The sequence below is a fragment of the Alloalcanivorax gelatiniphagus genome (genome assembly GCF_005938655.1).
Classification (GTDB): Bacteria; Pseudomonadota; Gammaproteobacteria; order Pseudomonadales; family Alcanivoracaceae; genus Alloalcanivorax; species Alloalcanivorax gelatiniphagus.
Window position 1 is genome coordinate 54,271 of sequence record NZ_VCQT01000033.1, and the last position, 16,255, is coordinate 70,525.

At 65.7% G+C, this 16,255-nt stretch carries 13 protein-coding genes; 8 read left to right on the forward strand and 5 right to left on the reverse strand.

Annotated features, from left to right (window positions below; genetic code table 11):
- Nucleotides 1-90: 90 nt before the first annotated feature.
- A complete protein-coding gene (paaX, locus tag FGS76_RS10555) occupies nt 91-1,017 on the reverse strand; it encodes a phenylacetic acid degradation operon negative regulatory protein PaaX (protein WP_138772604.1) in 927 nt (308 codons plus the stop codon).
- A 256-nt stretch (nt 1,018-1,273) separates the two neighbouring features.
- On the opposite strand from paaX, the gene FGS76_RS10560 reads away from it, so the two are divergent.
- The 5 genes from FGS76_RS10560 to FGS76_RS10580 all read left to right on the forward strand — a co-directional run bounded on the left by FGS76_RS10560 (nt 1,274) and on the right by FGS76_RS10580 (nt 6,066).
- A complete protein-coding gene (locus FGS76_RS10560) occupies nt 1,274-2,431 on the forward strand; it encodes an ABC transporter substrate-binding protein (protein WP_240692504.1) in 1,158 nt (385 codons plus the stop codon).
- Nucleotides 2,432-2,565: 134 nt separating this feature from the next.
- Complete coding sequence (locus tag FGS76_RS10565; RefSeq protein WP_138772605.1) at nt 2,566-3,441, forward strand: branched-chain amino acid ABC transporter permease; 876 nt, start codon at nt 2,566-2,568, stop codon at nt 3,439-3,441.
- Nucleotides 3,441-4,451 carry a branched-chain amino acid ABC transporter permease gene (locus tag FGS76_RS10570; protein WP_138772606.1) on the forward strand — a complete coding sequence of 337 codons (1,011 nt, stop codon included), beginning with the start codon at nt 3,441-3,443 and terminating at the stop codon, nt 4,449-4,451. Before FGS76_RS10565 ends, FGS76_RS10570 begins: the two co-directional genes overlap by 1 nt.
- Nucleotides 4,448-5,233 (forward strand): ABC transporter ATP-binding protein, encoded by a 786-nt coding sequence (locus FGS76_RS10575; RefSeq protein ID WP_138772607.1) that lies wholly within the window; start codon nt 4,448-4,450, stop codon nt 5,231-5,233. Before FGS76_RS10570 ends, FGS76_RS10575 begins: the two co-directional genes overlap by 4 nt.
- Entirely contained in the window at nt 5,230-6,066 is an 837-nt protein-coding gene (locus FGS76_RS10580; RefSeq protein WP_240692505.1) for an ABC transporter ATP-binding protein, read from the forward strand. Before FGS76_RS10575 ends, FGS76_RS10580 begins: the two co-directional genes overlap by 4 nt.
- A gap of 75 nt (nt 6,067-6,141) precedes the next feature.
- Here the strand turns inward: FGS76_RS10580 and FGS76_RS10585 are convergent, their stop codons facing one another.
- Together FGS76_RS10585 and FGS76_RS10590 are read right to left on the reverse strand one after the other, a co-directional pair.
- Nucleotides 6,142-8,445, reverse strand: a complete 2,304-nt coding sequence (locus FGS76_RS10585) for a hypothetical protein (protein ID WP_138772608.1) — start codon at nt 8,443-8,445, stop codon at nt 6,142-6,144.
- 88 nt (nt 8,446-8,533) lie between these two features.
- Nucleotides 8,534-9,433 carry a LysR family transcriptional regulator gene (locus tag FGS76_RS10590; protein WP_138772609.1) on the reverse strand — a complete coding sequence of 300 codons (900 nt, stop codon included), beginning with the start codon at nt 9,431-9,433 and terminating at the stop codon, nt 8,534-8,536.
- 151 nt (nt 9,434-9,584) lie between these two features.
- On the opposite strand from FGS76_RS10590, the gene FGS76_RS10595 reads away from it, so the two are divergent.
- Nucleotides 9,585-11,003, forward strand: coding sequence for an acetyl-CoA carboxylase biotin carboxylase subunit (locus tag FGS76_RS10595; RefSeq protein ID WP_138772610.1), 1,419 nt, complete (start codon nt 9,585-9,587; stop codon nt 11,001-11,003).
- A gap of 16 nt (nt 11,004-11,019) precedes the next feature.
- Entirely contained in the window at nt 11,020-12,834 is a 1,815-nt protein-coding gene (gene oadA / locus FGS76_RS10600) for a sodium-extruding oxaloacetate decarboxylase subunit alpha (RefSeq protein ID WP_138772611.1), read from the forward strand.
- Nucleotides 12,835-13,004: 170 nt separating this feature from the next.
- On the opposite strand, the gene FGS76_RS10605 is transcribed toward oadA, so the two are convergent.
- Together FGS76_RS10605 and FGS76_RS10610 are read right to left on the reverse strand one after the other, a co-directional pair.
- On the reverse strand, nt 13,005-13,700 hold the full coding sequence (locus FGS76_RS10605) for a DUF3592 domain-containing protein (protein ID WP_138772612.1): 696 nt from the start codon (nt 13,698-13,700) through the stop codon (nt 13,005-13,007).
- Entirely contained in the window at nt 13,697-14,239 is a 543-nt protein-coding gene (locus FGS76_RS10610; protein WP_138772613.1) for a DUF6624 domain-containing protein, read from the reverse strand. The genes FGS76_RS10605 and FGS76_RS10610 overlap by 4 nt, the downstream gene beginning before the upstream one ends.
- A gap of 178 nt (nt 14,240-14,417) precedes the next feature.
- Here FGS76_RS10610 and FGS76_RS10615 point away from each other — a divergent pair, with 178 nt between their 5' ends.
- The gene (locus tag FGS76_RS10615) at nt 14,418-16,247 is read left to right on the forward strand and encodes a 5'-nucleotidase C-terminal domain-containing protein (RefSeq protein WP_138772614.1); all 1,830 of its coding nucleotides are present in this window, start codon (nt 14,418-14,420) and stop codon (nt 16,245-16,247) included.
- Nucleotides 16,248-16,255: the final 8 nt, after the last annotated feature.

Here is a 16,255-nt window from a genome sequence, read left to right on the forward strand (position 1 = left end):
ACAGCGTGACGCCCTCTCAGAGCCCGTCAAGCCTCAATGGAGGTGTTTTGCCTGTAGCTTGAAGCTTGACGCTTGTGGCTTGAAGCCCGCCTATTCCAACCCACCAAACCGCTGATAAAAACTTTCGCCGGCCTCGGGCAACGGCCCCTGGGCGGTTTCGGCGTGTTGGCTGACCCAGGTTTCCGCGCCCTGGCCGGTGAGGCGGTAGAGGTTGCGTGCCAGTTGGCGGGCGGCGCGGCCTTCCCAGTCGGCGGGGAGCAGTTCGTCGGGCAGCAGCGGGTCGCGGAGCAGCAGTTTCCGGTATTCGTGAATCAGCAGGGTGCGCGCCAGGAAGCACTCCCGGGGCGGCAGGGTCTTTTCCTTGCGCATCTGATTCCAGAGCGGCCGGAACTGATCGAGGAAGTCCCGGTAGCCGTCGGCCAGCTGATCCAGGTTCCAGGCTTCGCGCACCAGGCGGCGCAAGGGCCGGGTGGCGAACTGGTCCACGGTGTCGGTCTGGAAAAGAATCACGTCATCGAGAGCGCCCAGCTCCTGCAGGGAGGCATTCAGCTCGGCACGGTCCACGCCCGGGTGCGCCAGCACCGTGGGCGCGAAGGCACCGAAGCCCATCCATTCCAGTTCCTGGCGCACATCCCGGCGGCGGTCGGCGTCCAGCTGGTTGAGGACCACCAGGGTCCAGGCACCGTCCCAGGCTGGCTGGTCACCGGAGTAAACGCGCTTGAAGGCTTTTTCGAAGCGGCGCCGGCCGGCGCCGGTGAGGCCGTAGTAGCTGCGGCGCCCGACTTTTTCGGCGATCAGCCAGCCCTCACGGGTGAGGCGGAACACGGAGGTGCGCACCAGGCGCTGGTTGACGCCCATGGGCGCCAGCAGTTCAATCAGGCTTCCCAGCCAGACGGTGCCGCCCCGGGGCACGATGGCATCGCCGAAAACCGTGATGATCAGCGATCCGGTGCGCAGCGGCCGGCGCTGCTGAAAGCGTTTGATCAGCGTTTCCAGATGATCGGACTGCAGGTCCAAAACCCTATCCCCTTATGCACCAACGGGCCGTCGAAAAGATTCGACATACTACCAAACGGCCTATCTATATGACACAAACAACACACGAATTCCACGCTAAAACCGGGACTTGGCGGCTTAGGTCCACTTTTATGACACATTAAACGCCGTATTGACTTGCATGGCGTATCGCTTTATACCTGTGCCTATCGTCGGGTCTGGATGGGACATCGCGGCCCGCAATAAGAACAACTGGCATACGCTTATAGGTGCGATAATGAAAAGAATGCTGAAACAGCTGGCCGCCGGCGCGGTCACCGCTCTCGGGCTGAGCCTGGCCACCGTACCGGCCCAGGCCGCCGACACCATCCGTATCGGCTCCTTCCTTTCTGTTACCGGACCGGCGTCCTTCCTGGGCGATCCGGAATTGAAAACCCTGGAGCTCTACATCGACAAGATCAACAGCAGCGGCGGCGTGCTCGGCAAAAAGCTGGAGCTGATCCACTATGACGACGCCGGTGACGCCTCCAAGGCGCGTACCTTCGCCAACCGGCTGCTGCGCCAGGACCGGGTCGATCTGATCGTCGGCGGCTCCACCACCGGCGCCACCATGGCGGCGGTGCCGTTGATCCAGCAGGCCGGCGTGCCGTTCATTTCCCTGGCCGGCGCCGAGACCATCACCACCCCGGTGAAGAAGTGGGTGTTCAAGACGCCGCAGTCCGACCGCCAGGCCGCCCGCCGTATCCTGATGGACATGAAGGAACGGGGCTTCACCAAGATCGGCCTGATTTCCGGCACCGGCGGCTTTGGCGCTTCCGGCCGTAACGTGACCAAGGAAGAGGCCCCCAACTTCGGTATCGAGATCGTCGCCGACGAGACCTACAACCCGAAGGACACCGACACCACCGCCCAGCTCACCCGTATCCGTAACACCGACGGCGTGCAGGCGATCCTCAATTTCGACTTCGGCCAGGGCCCGGCCATCGTTACCCGCAACTACGCCCAGCTGGGTATCGAGCAGCCGTTCTACCAGTCCCACGGCGTGGCCTCCGACAGCTTCCTGGAGCTGGCCGGTGACGCCGCCGAAGGTCTGCGTCTGCCCGCCTCCGCGCTGCTGGTGGCGGACAAGCTGCCGAAATCCGATCCCCAGTACGATGTGCTGAATCGCTACAAAAACGATTACGAAAGCCGCTACAACGAGTCGGTTTCCACCTTCGGCGCCTACGCCTACGACGGTCTGCAACTGGCGGTCCAAGCGCTGATGAAAGCGGGCAGCACCGACAAGGCCAAGGTGCGTGACGCCCTGGAGAGCATCGACGGCGCGGTGGGCGTGACCGGTACCTACCGGATGAGCCCCGAGGACCATATGGGCCTCGACGCCGAGTCCTTCCGCATCCTCGAAGTGAAGGACGGCGACTGGGCGTTGGCGGAATAATTCCAGGGCCTAATCGCGGCTGAAGCCGCTCCTACATCGTTTCAGGCACGGTCCTGTAGGAGCGACTTCAGTCGCGATCCCCCGCCCAACCACCGCCCCATCGCCCTCCCCCCACGACCATCCCGGGCACTATCATGTTCAGCGAATTTTTCCAGTTCACCTTCTCGGGGGTCACCCTGGGCGCCATCTACGCATTGGTGGCTCTCGGTTTCACCCTGATCTACAACGCCAGCCACGTCATTAATTTTGCCCAGGGCGAATTTCTGATGATCGGCGGCATGGGCACCGTGGTCCTGATGGACGCCGGCGTGCCGATCTACTTCGCCATTCCCCTGGCCATCGCCATGTCCGGCGTGGCCGGTATCCTGCTGCACCGGCTGGCCATCGCGCCGGCGAAAAACGCCGACGTGGTGACGCTGATCATCATCACCATCGGCGCGTCGATTTTCCTGCGCGGCCTGGCCCAGGTGTTCTGGGGCAAGGAATACCACGCCCTGCCGAATTTCAGCGCCACTGAATCGATCAACCTGGGCGGCGCCATTCTGCTCACCCAGAGTCTTTGGATTCTCGGCATCGCCGCCGTGCTGGTCACCGCCCTGGGGCTGTTCTTCACCCGCACCGCCCTGGGCAAGGCGCTGCTGGCCACCTCCATGAACAAGGACGCGGCCAGCCTGATGGGCATCAAGACCGGCGCCATTCTGATGATGGCGTTCGGCATTTCCGCGGTGATCGGCGCCGCCGCCGGCGTGATCGTGGCGCCCATCACCCTGACCTCCTACGACATCGGCATCATGCTCGGCCTGAAGGGCTTTATCGCCGCCGCCATCGGCGGCCTGGGCAGCAGCACCGGCGCCATCCTCGGTGGTCTTTTGCTGGGCCTGGCCGAGGCCTATACCGCCGGCTATATCTCGTCGGATTACAAGGACGCGGTGCCGTTCGTGATCATCCTGGCGATTCTGTTTTTCCTGCCCAACGGCCTGCTGGGCAGCCGTGCCGTGGAGCGAGTGTAATGAGCGAAGCGATTCCGCAAAGCCCGCCCCGGGTCCGGGCCACCGCCAAATGGCCGGGGCTGACGGTGCTAGCGGTGGTGCTGCTGGTGCTGCCGTTTCTGGCCGGCAACGACTACCACTACGACCTGATGATCAAGATCGCGCTCACCGCCGGCGTGGCGGTGGGGCTGAACCTGCTGGTGGGCTACGCCGGCCAGATCAGCCTGGGTCACGCGGCCTTCTACGCCGCCGGCGCCTATGGCAGCGCGCTGCTGGTGAGCCACTACGAAATCACCCCGGTGCCGGCCATGCTGCTGGCCGCCGTGGGCGTGGCGGTGCTGGCCTGGCTGGTGGGCCGGCCGATTCTGCACTTGAAGGGGCACTATCTGTCCATGGCCACCCTGGGCCTGGGCGTGATCGCCGCCATTGTCATCAACAACGAAGACCAGCTCACCGGCGGGCCGGACGGCCTGACCGTGGCGCCGCTCAGCGTGTTCGGCCATGAGCTGAGCGTGTTCGGCAGCTACCAGCTGTTCGGCCTGACCATCTCCGGCACCCAGGTGTGGTACGGCATCGCCGCCGGCTTCCTGTTTTTGTCGGTGGTGTTCGCGCTGAACCTGATCGATTCGCCGTTGGGCCGCGCCCTGCGTGCGCTGCACGGCTCGGAAATCGCCGCCCAGGTGGCCGGCGTGGACACCGCCAAATTCAAGCTGCGGGTGTTCGTGATCTCCGCCGTCTACGCCAGCCTGGCGGGCAGCCTGTACGGCTACTACGGCGGCTTTATCACGCCCAACATCGCCTCGTTCACCCACTCCATCGAGCTGATCACCATCGTCGTGCTGGGCGGCATGGCCTCCACCTACGGGGTGATTCTGGGCGCCGTGATCCTGCTGCTGATTCCCCAGTTCCTGACCGGCTTTCAAGAGCTGGAAATGGTGCTGTTCGGCGCCATTCTGATGGCGGTGATGATCTTCATGCCGCGCGGCCTGGTACCGACCCTGGCGCGCCGCTTCCAGAAGGAGGCCCCATGACCGCTTTGCTTTCCGTGGACAACCTGGGCAAGGAATTCGGCGGCGTGCACGCCGTGGAGGACCTGAGCTTCCAGGTGGAAAAAGGTCGCATTCATTCCATCATCGGCCCCAACGGCGCCGGCAAGACCACCCTGTTCAACCTGATCACCGGGCTCTACCAGCCCACCAGTGGCAGCGTGCACCTGAACGGCCGCAGCCTGGCCGGCCACCAGCCCCATGAGCTGGCGCCGCTGGGCATGTGCCGCACCTTCCAGAACCTGCAGATCTGCATGAATATGACGGCCCTGGAAAACGTGATGCTGGGGCGCCACCGGCACCTCAAGCAGGGCACCTTCACTTCCCTGTTCAAACTGCCCGCCCTGCGCCGGGCGGATCAGCAATGCCGGGAAGAATGCGCCGAGCTGATGGAATTCGTCGGCTGCGGCCAGTACATCCGGCACCATGCCTCGGCGATGCCCTATGGCGCGCTGAAGCGCCTGGAAATCGCCCGCGCCCTGGCCGCCTCGCCGGACATCCTGCTGCTCGACGAACCCGCCGCCGGCCTCAACCGCACCGAGACCGATGCCCTGCGCGAGGTGATCCGCAAGATCGCCGACCGGGGCATCACCGTGGTGCTGGTGGAGCACGATATGAAACTGGTGATGAGCATTTCCGATCAGGTGCTGGTGCTCTGCTACGGCCGCAAGCTGGCCGAGGGCACGCCGGAGGAAATCCGCGCCAACCCGGATGTGATCGACGCCTATCTGGGCAACCGCCATTCCCGCGAGGAGGCCACCGCATGAACGCCACCCTCTCCACGCCCACTACCCCGCGCGGCGAGCAACGGGCCGCCGCTTTCAATGACGGCGGCGCCTCGCCGGGGGACCGGGCCGACGGCAGCGCCGGCCCCATGGCCGGCAGCGGCACGCCGCTGCTGGACCTGAAAGGTATCCGCACCGGCTATGGCCGCATCGAGGCCCTGCACGGCCTGGACGTGGCCATCCACCCCGGCGAAACCGTGGCCCTGGTGGGCGCCAACGGCGCCGGCAAGTCCACCCTGCTGAAGGTGATCTCCGGCCTGCAACCGCTCACCGCCGGCACCGTCACCTTCGACGGCGAGGACCTGAACCGGCGCAAGGCCGCCGACCGGGTGCACCGGGGCATCATCCAGGTGCCGGAAGGCCGCCAGGTGTTCGCCGGCCTGTCGGTGGAAGACAACCTGATGCTGGGCGCCTTCAGCCGGCGCCGGGACAAGGACGTGGCCGACAACCTGGAAGCCATGTACCAGCGCTTTCCGATTCTCAAGGAAAAGCGCCGCCTGCACGCCGGCAATTTGTCCGGCGGCCAGCAGCAGATGCTGGCCATGGGGCGCGCCCTGATGGCCAAACCGCGCCTGCTGCTGCTGGATGAGCCGAGCATGGGTCTGGCGCCGCTGATCATCGAGGAAATCTTCGGCATCATCACCGAGCTGAAGCGCGAGGGCATCACCATCTTCGTGGTCGAGCAGAACGCCTCCGAGGCCCTGGCCATCGCCGACCGCGGCTATGTGCTGGAGACCGGCGACATCGTCGCCACCGGCAGCGGCGAAACACTGCTCAACGACGACAGCGTCAAAGCCGCCTACCTGGGCGGCTGACCCCGCGCCCCTCGATTATTGTAGGAGCGGCTTCAGCCGCGATAGCCGCTCCTATAAAGTCATACCCGCACCCGCTTATCGCCTCCCATCAAGGTCCCAGGTCTTTTCCTCGGTGACCGGCCCCGGCTGCCATTGCTGGACGGTGGCCGGGACGCCGGCGATGCGCAGGTAGCGCCCGTCCACCAGGAAGTCACCCAACCGACCGCTGCTCAAATGCCGCTCCCAGTAATGGTCATAGCGCGGCGGCAGCAGGCCCAGTGCCTGGCCGTTATCGTCGAGGAACCGGTAGCGCCCCAGAAACACCGGCATCGGAGTGGCCGGGTCCGGCGCTTCGCCGGTCAGTGCCCGCACGTCCACCAGCCAGGGCCGTTCACCGAGCCCATGGTCCGCGTCCCGCCATTGCCCCTGGCGGCAGCTCAAGCCAAAGGTCACCGCGCCGTCTTCGTTGGCCGGACCTCCGTCGGCGGACAATAGCCGCCACACCAGCAACGCCGGCAGTTGCCGGTCGGCGCCGGGGCGGGTGGGTCGCTTGTGTTCGATCACCCGCCAGCGCGGCGCCTCGCCGTCGCCTTCCACCTCGGCGGAAAGCTGGCAGCGGCCACTTTGTTCACGGCTCAGGCGCAGCACCGGCGCGCCGGTGTCCATGGCCCGGGGCGTCAGATCCCCGTCGTCCTGAATCAGCGGCATTTCCTCTTCCCGGGCGAATTTATCGTCGGCAACCAGCGGAATACGCACGCCCGGGGGCACGTCCACGGCGTTGTAGTGATCCGCCTTGCTGAGAAAACGCAGTTCCTTCTCGAAGGCCGGCTGGTCGGCGAAGGCCATCACCTGGACACGCAGGGTGTCGAGCCCGTCGGCCAGGCGCAGGCGCAGAAGACGCGCGCCGCCGTTGCCGAGCAGGGTCTGGAACAAATGGGCCTCGCCGGGGCGCCGCCAGTCCGGGCCGCTGGTGTCGGGCTTCGCGGGCAGGGTCTTGGCGCCCTCTTTCACAACGAGCTGGCTGAGATAATGCCCCGGGCCGCTGATCAGCAGCTCCGCACGCCGCCGGTCGAGAACCCGCAAGCGGACCTGGATGCCGTCCTCGGTGCGCGCCTCGCTGACCTTGCCCGGCGCCGGCACCGGCAGGGCCAGTTCCTTCACCGGCCCGGGCGGGTAGTAGCGGGCGGTGGCGGCGGCGCCGCGCACCTGCTCCAGGCGCTCGCCCACGCCTTCCAGGCCCAGGGGCAGCAGGCGGACCTTGGTTTCCAGGCTGCCTTTGAAGGTCTGCACGGTGGTGTTCGGCAGGGCGCCGGCGAACTGCAGATCCAGGGGCTCGCCGTCCCCATCCAGAACCACCGGGTCCTGGAACACCAGCCGGCCAAACCGGTCCCGGGCGTCCCGCCAGAGCGGGTGGTCGTAGAACAGCTCCATGCCCCAGGCGGTTTCCGCCTTGAAGGCGCCGATGGGCGAGCCGAACACCTGCTCCTCGGTGAGCGGCGGCGCCTCACCGACTTCGGCACGGGCCACCAGATCGTCGGTGCCACCGGCCACGGTGGCGGCAGCCAGGTACGGGCTCGGCGCCATCCGGGTCCAGGGCACCTTGCCATGGGCCTCACCGTATTGCCGATGGAGGACGCCGGCCTCCCAGTCGTCGGGGACCAGCGCCAGCAGTTGCCGCACCGGTTCTTCGCGCCCCATGGAATCCTGGCTTTCGTAGACCACCGCCAGGCGCTCCACCCAGCCGCTGTCGCGCTCCACCACCAGCACCCCGGACAGGTGCTCGCCGTCCCGGCCTTCGCGCAGGGTGGCGAACACCCGCTGGTCGGTAACCGCCACCACCTTGGCGCGCAGGGGCGGCAGCCCCACCACCTGGTCCAGGCGGCGCTCGGCGCCGGGCTCCGCCGGCAGGCCGGCGATCAACCCGGGAGCCGGGAACTGGCGCGGCAGCAGCCGGCCCAGGTCGTCGTCCTGCTCGGCCAGGGCGGCCAATGCCTGGCCGTCCAGGGCCCGCGCCCAGGTCGCGCCGTCGTCTTCCCCGGTACCGTCGCCGAGCCGGAAGCCTCCGCGCAACACGGCGGCCAGGGCCGGCGCCCGATCACCGGTCCAGGCGCTGCAATAAGTGCGGCTTTTGCGCTGGCCGCTGACACACAGGTTGAGCGGCGTGAGACGCAGGTCGCCGTCGTCTTCCATGCGGTAGCGCACCAGGCCCTCGGACTCGATCACCACATCATTGCGGGTGGTGCCGCTGGGCATCTGGAATTCGGCGCGGGTATAGAGCCGGTAGCCGCGCTGGTCGCCGGGCTCGGGATCGAAGGTGACGGTGTCCTGGAGCAGCTGGCAACCGCTCAGGGCGAACAGGGCAACGCACAGGGATAGCAGAGGCAAAGCGAGGCGGGTCATGGGGCTCCTTGATGGGGGCACGATGTGGGCGCCGCCTTACCCTAACCGCTCCGCGAAGAAAATGCAGGACCCGGTTCGCGCCAGGCTCTCAGACCCGGATGAGGGCCTGGAGGAAGGCGTCCGCCACCGGCGTCAGTTGCCGCGCGCGCGGATGCACCACGCACCAGGAGCGCTTCAGGGGCAGGCCCTCCACTATCAGTGTTACCAGCCGGCCGGCGTCCAGGTCGTCGGCGCAGGCTTCCCGGGGCAGCACCGCCAGCCCCAGGCCGGCGCGCACGCCGGCCTTGATCGCCTCCATGGAGCCCAGCTGCTGGCAGCGGCGCGGGCGCAACCCACGGCTTTGGTACAGGGACTCGAACACTCGGCGGCTGCCGGAGCCGGGCTCCCGAACCAGCAACGGGAAATCCAGAAAACGGTTCAGGGACACGTCCCCCACCTTCTCCAGCGGATGCCCCGGCGGCGCCACCGCCACCAGCCGGTTTTGCCGGAACGGCACGAAATTCAGGCGCCGGTCGTCGGGCACCAGGCCCATGATGGTCAGGTCATGGCGGTCCTCGCGCAGGCTTTTCAGCGCTTCGCCGTGGTTCATGACCCGCATCCGCACCTCCACCTCCGGGTGCTGCTGGCAAAAGGCCGTGATCTGCCCGGGCATGAAGTACTGGGCGCTGGTCTCCACCGCCAGGGTCAGGGTGCCCTGCATCACCCCGCGCAGTTCCGCCAGCTCCATTTCCGCCTGCCCCAGGCGCTGCATCAGGTCCTGGCCGGCCCGGCGCATGGCCTGGCCCGCCGGGGTCAGCGACAACCGCCGGCCCACGTAATCGAACAGGGGTTCGCCGATCAGATCTTCCAGATTGCGCACCTGGGCACTCACCGCCGGCTGGGTGAGGGCCAGCTCCTCGGCGGCGCGGGAATAGCTCTCCTGCTGGCACACGGTCAGAAAAATATGCAGCTGGCGCAGGGTCAGACGGCTGAGGTAGGCGGTGCTCATAGGGTCAATAAATCATGGCCAGGGAGTAAGCGAGTGCTTACATATAAGTAATTAATTATGTTGCCTCATAGTAATATCAATTTCTTTATCCCGCCATTTTCCCGCTACCGTGCCTCCACTGACGCCCCCAGGGGCTCTCGGGAGACGCAGCATGCCGATAAAAAAAATCCTTATCGCCAACCGGGGCGAGATCGCGGTGCGCATCGTGCGCGCCTGCGCCGAACTGGGCATCCGCTCGGTGGCGGTGTTCACCGAACCGGACCGCTACGCGCTGCACGTGAAGCGCGCCGATGAAGCCTACAGCCTGGGCGACGACCCGCTGGCCGGCTATCTGAACCCGCACCATATCGTCAATATGGCGGTGCAGACCGGCTGCGACGCCCTGCACCCGGGCTATGGCTTTCTGTCCGAGAACGCGGAGCTGGCCGAGATCTGCGCCCAACGCGGTATCACCTTTATCGGCCCCTCGGCGGAGGTGATCCGCCGCATGGGCGACAAGACCCGCGCCCGCCAGGCGATGATCGACGCCGGCGTACCGGTGACACCGGGCTCGGAAAACAACCTGAGCGGCCTGGACCAGGCCCGCCGGGAAGCGCAACGGGTGGGCTACCCGGTGATGCTCAAGGCCACCTCCGGTGGCGGCGGCCGGGGCATCCGCCGTTGCGATAACGAGGAAGAGCTGGCGCGCAACTTCGAGCGGGTGGTCTCGGAGGCCACCAAGGCGTTCGGCAGCGCCGATGTGTTTCTGGAAAAATGCATCGTCGACCCGCGCCATATCGAAGTGCAGATCCTGGCCGACGACCACGGCAATACCATCCATCTGTTCGAGCGCGACTGCTCGATCCAGCGGCGTAATCAAAAGCTGATCGAGATCGCCCCGTCCCCGCAGCTCACCCCGGAGCAACGCACCTATGTGGGCGACCTGGCGGTGCGTGCCGCCGAGGCGGTGGGCTACACCAACGCCGGCACCGTGGAGTTCCTGTTCACCGGCAACCAAGTGTACTTCATGGAAATGAACACCCGGGTGCAGGTGGAGCACACCATCACCGAGCAGATCACCGGAGTGGACATCGTGCGCGAACAGATCCGCATCGCCGCCGGCGACCCGCTGGCCTACCGGCAAAGCGATATCCGCCACCAGGGTTTCGCGCTGCAGTTCCGCATCAACGCGGAAGACCCGAAAAACAATTTCCTGCCCAGCTTCGGCCGCATCAGCCGCTACTACGCACCGGGAGGCCCGGGGGTACGGGTGGATACCGCCATCTACACCGGCTACACCATTCCGCCCTACTTCGACTCCATGTGCCTGAAGCTGATCGCCTGGAGCCTGACCTGGGAGGACGCCCTGGAACGGGCCAAGCGCGCCATCAACGACATGCGCCTGCAAGGGGTGAAAACCACCGCCCCCTATTACCTGAAGATTCTCGACGACCCGGGTTTCCGGAGTGGCCAGTTCGACACCGGCTATGTGGACGCCCACCCGGAGCTGCTCGACTACTCCGAGAAGACCAAACCCGAAGAAATCGCGCTGGCCATCGCCACGGCAATCGCTGCTCACACCGGGCTTTAAGCGCAGGAGAACCGCCATGAACGCGAACAAAAGCAGAAAAATCGAAATTACCGACGTGGCCCTGCGCGACGGCCATCAGTCCCTGATCGCCACCCGCCTGCGCACCGAGGACATGCTGCCGATCTGCGAGCAGCTCGACGCGGTGGGCTTCTGGTCCCTGGAAGTGTGGGGCGGTGCCACCTTCGACGCCTGCGTGCGCTTCCTCAAGGAAGATCCTTGGGAGCGGCTGCGCCAGCTGCGCGACGCCCTGCCCAACAGCCGCCTGCAAATGCTGCTGCGCGGCCAGAACCTGCTCGGCTACCGCCATTACGGCGATGACGTGGTGGACGCCTTCGTGGAGCGCGCCGCCGAAAACGGCATCGACGTGTTCCGCGTGTTCGACGCCATGAACGACCCGCGCAACCTGGAAACCGCCCTGCGCGCGGTGAAAGCCAACGGCAAGCACGCCCAGGGCACGCTCTGCTACACCACCGGCCCGGTGCACACCCCGGAGCGTTTCGTGGCCCTGGCCAGACAGCTGGCGGACATGGGTAGCGATTCAATTGCCATCAAGGATATGGCCGGCCTGCTCACCCCCTACGCCACCGGCGAGCTGGTGGCGGCCTTGAAGGACGCCGTGGACCTGCCGCTGTTTTTGCACTCGCACAGCACCTCCGGGCTGGCCACCATGTGCCAGCTGAAGGCCATCGAAAACGGCGTGGACCATATCGATACCGCCATGTCGCCGTTCGCCGGCGGCACCAGCCACCCGGCCACGGAATCCATGGTCGCCGCCCTGAAGGGCACGCCCTGGGACACCGGTCTTGATCTGGAAAAACTGCAGCCCATCGCGGACTACCTCCGCGAAGTGCGCAAGAAGTACCACCAGTTCGAAAGCGACTACACCGGCGAGGACATCGGCGTGCAGGTGAACCAGGTGCCCGGCGGCATGATGTCGAACCTGGCCAACCAGCTGAAGGAACAGGGCGCCCTGGACAAGATCGACCAGGTGTTCGCGGAAATACCCCGGGTGCGCCAGGATCTGGGCTACCCGCCGCTGGTCACGCCCACCTCGCAGATCGTCGGCACCCAGGCGGTGATGAACGTGCTCGCCGGCGAGCGCTACAAGACCATCACCAACGAGGTGAAGCGCTACCTGCTGGGCCACTACGGCGCCGCCCCGGCCAAGGTGGACGCCAGCCTGCAGCAGCGCGCGGTGGGTAACGAAGAGGTGATTGACGGGCGTCCCGCCGACCTGCTGCCCCGGGAACTGAACAAGCTGCGCGACGACATCGGCGAGCTGGCGGGTAACGAAGAAGACGTGCTCACCTTCGCCATGTTTCCGGATATCGGCCGCGCCTTCCTGGAAGAGCGCGCCGCCGGCACGCTGAAACCTGAGCCCCTGCTGCCGGCGGACAGCATCCAGGGTGGCGGCGCCGAGGTCAGCGGCCAGCCCACCGAATTCATGATCGATGTGCACGGCGAAACCTACCAGGTGGCGATCACCGGCGTGGGCCTGAAGGGCAGCGACAAACGCCGCTTCTTCCTGACCCTGGACGGCATGCCCGAGGAAGTGATCTTCGAACCACTCAACGCCTACCAGAAAGGTGAAGGCGGCGGCCGCAAGCAGGCCGGCGGCCCCGGCGACGTGACCACCAACATGCCCGGCAACATCGTCGATGTGCTGGTCGCCGAAGGCGACGAAGTGAAAGCCGGCCAGCCGGTACTGGTGATCGAAGCAATGAAAATGGAGTCCGAGGTGCAGGCCCCCAGCGGCGGCACCGTGCAGGGGATCTTCGTGGCCAAGGGCGACCGGGTGACGCCGGGGGAAGTATTGATCGAAGTGCGCTGATTTTTCCCGTTACGGGGTTCCACTTCACCGCCGCGACGTTGCCTTAACCGTCGCGGCGTTTTTTTCCCAAAAAAGATAGGAGCGACTGGGCGGCATTCCGCTTCAGTCGCGATCAACGGTGGTGCCACCCTGCATCGCGACTGAAGTCGCTCCTACCTTGCTAGCGCTTTCTATCGCGTCTCCAGGAACGCAAGATCCACGTGGTAACGGCGCGGGTTGTCCGGCGCCACCCAGACGGTGAGCGGCTGTTCGCCCAGGGCCGGGCTCGGATCGAACCACAGGGCGTCGCTGCGGAACGAATGGGCCTCGCCGCTTACCGGGTCGCTCCACTGGCAGACGATACGGTAGGGGTGGCGGCCGTTCACCTGCAAGGAGCGGTCCAGCACCACCTCCACCGGCTCGGCGGCCACCTTCTGGCCGTTCTTGCGCAACCAGGCCACCTTGCGCGCCTTCCATTTCGGCCACAGCAGAAAGCCGGCGCCCACCACGGTGAGGATGGCGCCCAGCACCGAGGCGATCAACGCCACTCCCCACAGGGAAAAGAACCCGCGGATACGCGCATCGGCGCTGTCGCCCGGCGCGTACACCACCTCCACCCCTTCACCCACCGAGTAGGCCGGCGGGCGACTGCTGGTATTGGGCACGAACACCACATTGCCACCGTCACGGTCGCGGAAATGCACCTTGGGGCTGTACAGCACGTCGCCGTCACTGCTCCGTTTGGGCACCAGCTCGGTGACCACGCCGGGGGCGGTCACCGCGGTCTCCAGAAAGCGGAAAGTACTCACCGCCGACGCGCCGCCGCCCGCCAGGGTCAACACACCGAACATCAGCAGGCCGCCGCCGACCACCGTGGTGACCTTCATGATGCGTCACTCCGTGCCCGGCGCTCACGTTCCCTCTCGCGAAGCTTTTCCACCCGGTCTTCCAGGCTGTCCAGGCCCAGGGCCCAGCGGCGCAGGTTGACCATGGTCGGGTCGGCGATCGGACAGGGCACCGGCCAGCCTTCCTCGTCCATATCGAACTGGGTGCCATAGCGCTGGGGCTCACCGTTGAGCACGCTCAGCCGGTCACGCAGATAAGCTGACTGCCAGCCCGGCGCCTCGCCCGCCGAGGCGGCCTCTTCCAGCGCCGCCGCGCAACGCTGCATCAGATCCTGCCGGGACACGGCGTGCTGGGCGATCAGCCAGGCCGCCTCGCCGGCGCGCTCGCCCACCAGCGACACCCCGGGCCAGCCGTGCTCGTCGAGAATGCGCTGCAGAGCGTCGGCATTGCGTTCATGAACCGCGCGCATCTGCGGGTGGTAGTCCGGCGCGGGCAGCTCGCCGCGCTCGGTGAGCGCCGCCAGCGTGTTCTGATCCTCCTCGGCCAAGGCCGTGAGTTGATCGGCGAGTTGCTGATTCATGGTCTTCCTCGTGGGGATGCTACTGCCTGTGAAGGGCGGCACTTTACCAGCTTCACCGGCACGAATCAGGACACCGTCCACGCCCGGGGCAACACCGACACGAAACTGCCACCGCCCTGTCATCCCCTCAGCCTAGCCTTGCGGGCTGACCTTCAATCTGAATCAATGGGAGTCGACCGTGCCTTTCCAACTTCGTTTTCCGGCCCTTGCCGTCACCGGCTTGTCACTTTTCCTGGTCGCCTGTGGCGGCGACAGTGACAACCACGGCGATGCCGCCGACCAGGCCAAACCGCTGAACCTGCAGGTTCTGTACACCAATGACCACCACTCCTACTTTGAAGGCCAGAGCTACGACCTGAAGCTGGACTACGACGCCAACCAGCCCGGCAGCGAAACCGTGCGCCTGAGTCTGGGCGGCTTCCCGCGCATCATCACCGCCATGAACGACTACCGGGACGACAAGACCCTGGTGCTCAACAATGGCGAATTGAACGGCACCCTTTATTTCAGCCTGTTCAAGGGCGAGGTGGACTTCAAGGTGTTCAACACCCTGGGCCTGGATGCCTATCAACTGGGCAACCACGAGTTCGACGAAGGCGAAGCCCACCTGCGTGACCTGATCGAGACCGCCAACTTCCCGATCATCACCGGCAACATCCACCCCACCGTGGACAGCCCGCTGTTCAACAGTGACATCAAGCCCTATGTAATCAAGGAGATCGACGGCGAGAAGGTGGCGGTGATCGGCGTGCTGAAAGTGGAGAAGACCCGGGAATCCTCCCTGGTCACCGACGCGGTGGAATTCGACGACGAAATCCTGTCCGTGCGCGACCACATTTATGCGCTCAAGGACCAGGGCATCAACAAATTCATCGTGCTCAGCCACCTGGGCTATGAGTTCGACCAGGTACTGGCGGAGAACGTGCGCGACATCGATGTGATCATCGGCGGCGACACCCACAACGTGCTCGACTCCACCGGCGAGCTGGCCGGCATGGGCCTGGACGTGGATGGTGAATACCCCACCGTGGTACGGAACCCGGACGGCCAGCCGGTGTACATCGTGCAAGCCTGGGAATACGCCAAGGCCCTGGGCCGGCTCAACATCGACTTCGACAAGGACGGCGTGGTTACCGATATCGACGGTCACATGGAACTGCTGGTGGGCGGCCCCTACCAGGTGCAGGACGGCGGCGGCGCCTGGACCACCGCGGACACGGACCAGACCGCCCGCATCAACGATGCGATCGGCGCCCTGAGCACCATCCGCACCGCCGACGAATCCCAGCAAATTCTGGATATCCTGGCGCCCTATAAAGAGCAGATGGAAAGCTTCAAACAGGAAACCCTGGGCCAGGTTACCGAAGCGATGCCCTTCGAGCGCATCCCGGCGCCGTTCAGCGCCGGCGACAAACCCACCGGCAGCTATGCCGCCTGGGTGGTGGCCGATGCCTTCCTGAAATATCTGCCCAAGGCCGACGTGGCGATCCAGAACGCCGGCGGCGTGCGCGCGCCGCTGAACGACGGCACCTTCACCGTGGCCAACGCCTACGACATCCTGCCGTTCTCCAACACCGTGGTCACCATCGACATGACCGGCGCCCAGATCGTCAAGGTGCTCAACGAAGGCCTGGACTACGCCCAGGGCATCTCCGCCTCCACCGGCGCCTTCCCCTACTCCGCCGGCCTGCGCTACGACGTGACGCTCGGCGCCCCGGAAGGCACCGGCATCCAGAATGTGGAAGTGCGCGACGACAACGGCAACTGGAGCCCCATCGAGCCGAACGAAATCTACTCGGTGGCCACCAACTCCTTCACCGGCCAGGGCAAGGACGGCTACGTCACCTTCGGCGAAGTGCAGGAGGCCAACCCGGACGCCTTCGAAAACTCCAACGTCACCTATGTGGTGCCGCTACTGGAGTACTTCCGCGAGGAACTGCCCGACCAGACCCTGCCGGCTCTGGACCCGAACGAATACAGCCTGAAGTCCGTCACCGACCTGCGCTAGCCAGGACG

Coding starts and splice junctions, on each gene's coding strand:
- FGS76_RS10560 (WP_240692504.1), top strand. CDS start 1,274: ATGAAAAGAATGCTGAAACAGCTGGCCGCCGGCGCGGTCACCGCTCTC.
- FGS76_RS10565 (WP_138772605.1), top strand. CDS start 2,566: ATGTTCAGCGAATTTTTCCAGTTCACCTTCTCGGGGGTCACCCTGGGC.
- FGS76_RS10570 (WP_138772606.1), top strand. CDS start 3,441: ATGAGCGAAGCGATTCCGCAAAGCCCGCCCCGGGTCCGGGCCACCGCC.
- FGS76_RS10575 (WP_138772607.1), top strand. CDS start 4,448: ATGACCGCTTTGCTTTCCGTGGACAACCTGGGCAAGGAATTCGGCGGC.
- FGS76_RS10580 (WP_240692505.1), top strand. CDS start 5,230: ATGAACGCCACCCTCTCCACGCCCACTACCCCGCGCGGCGAGCAACGG.
- FGS76_RS10585 (WP_138772608.1), bottom strand. CDS start 8,445: ATGACCCGCCTCGCTTTGCCTCTGCTATCCCTGTGCGTTGCCCTGTTC.
- FGS76_RS10590 (WP_138772609.1), bottom strand. CDS start 9,433: ATGAGCACCGCCTACCTCAGCCGTCTGACCCTGCGCCAGCTGCATATT.
- FGS76_RS10595 (WP_138772610.1), top strand. CDS start 9,585: ATGCCGATAAAAAAAATCCTTATCGCCAACCGGGGCGAGATCGCGGTG.
- oadA (WP_138772611.1), top strand. CDS start 11,020: ATGAACGCGAACAAAAGCAGAAAAATCGAAATTACCGACGTGGCCCTG.
- FGS76_RS10605 (WP_138772612.1), bottom strand. CDS start 13,700: ATGAAGGTCACCACGGTGGTCGGCGGCGGCCTGCTGATGTTCGGTGTG.
- FGS76_RS10610 (WP_138772613.1), bottom strand. CDS start 14,239: ATGAATCAGCAACTCGCCGATCAACTCACGGCCTTGGCCGAGGAGGAT.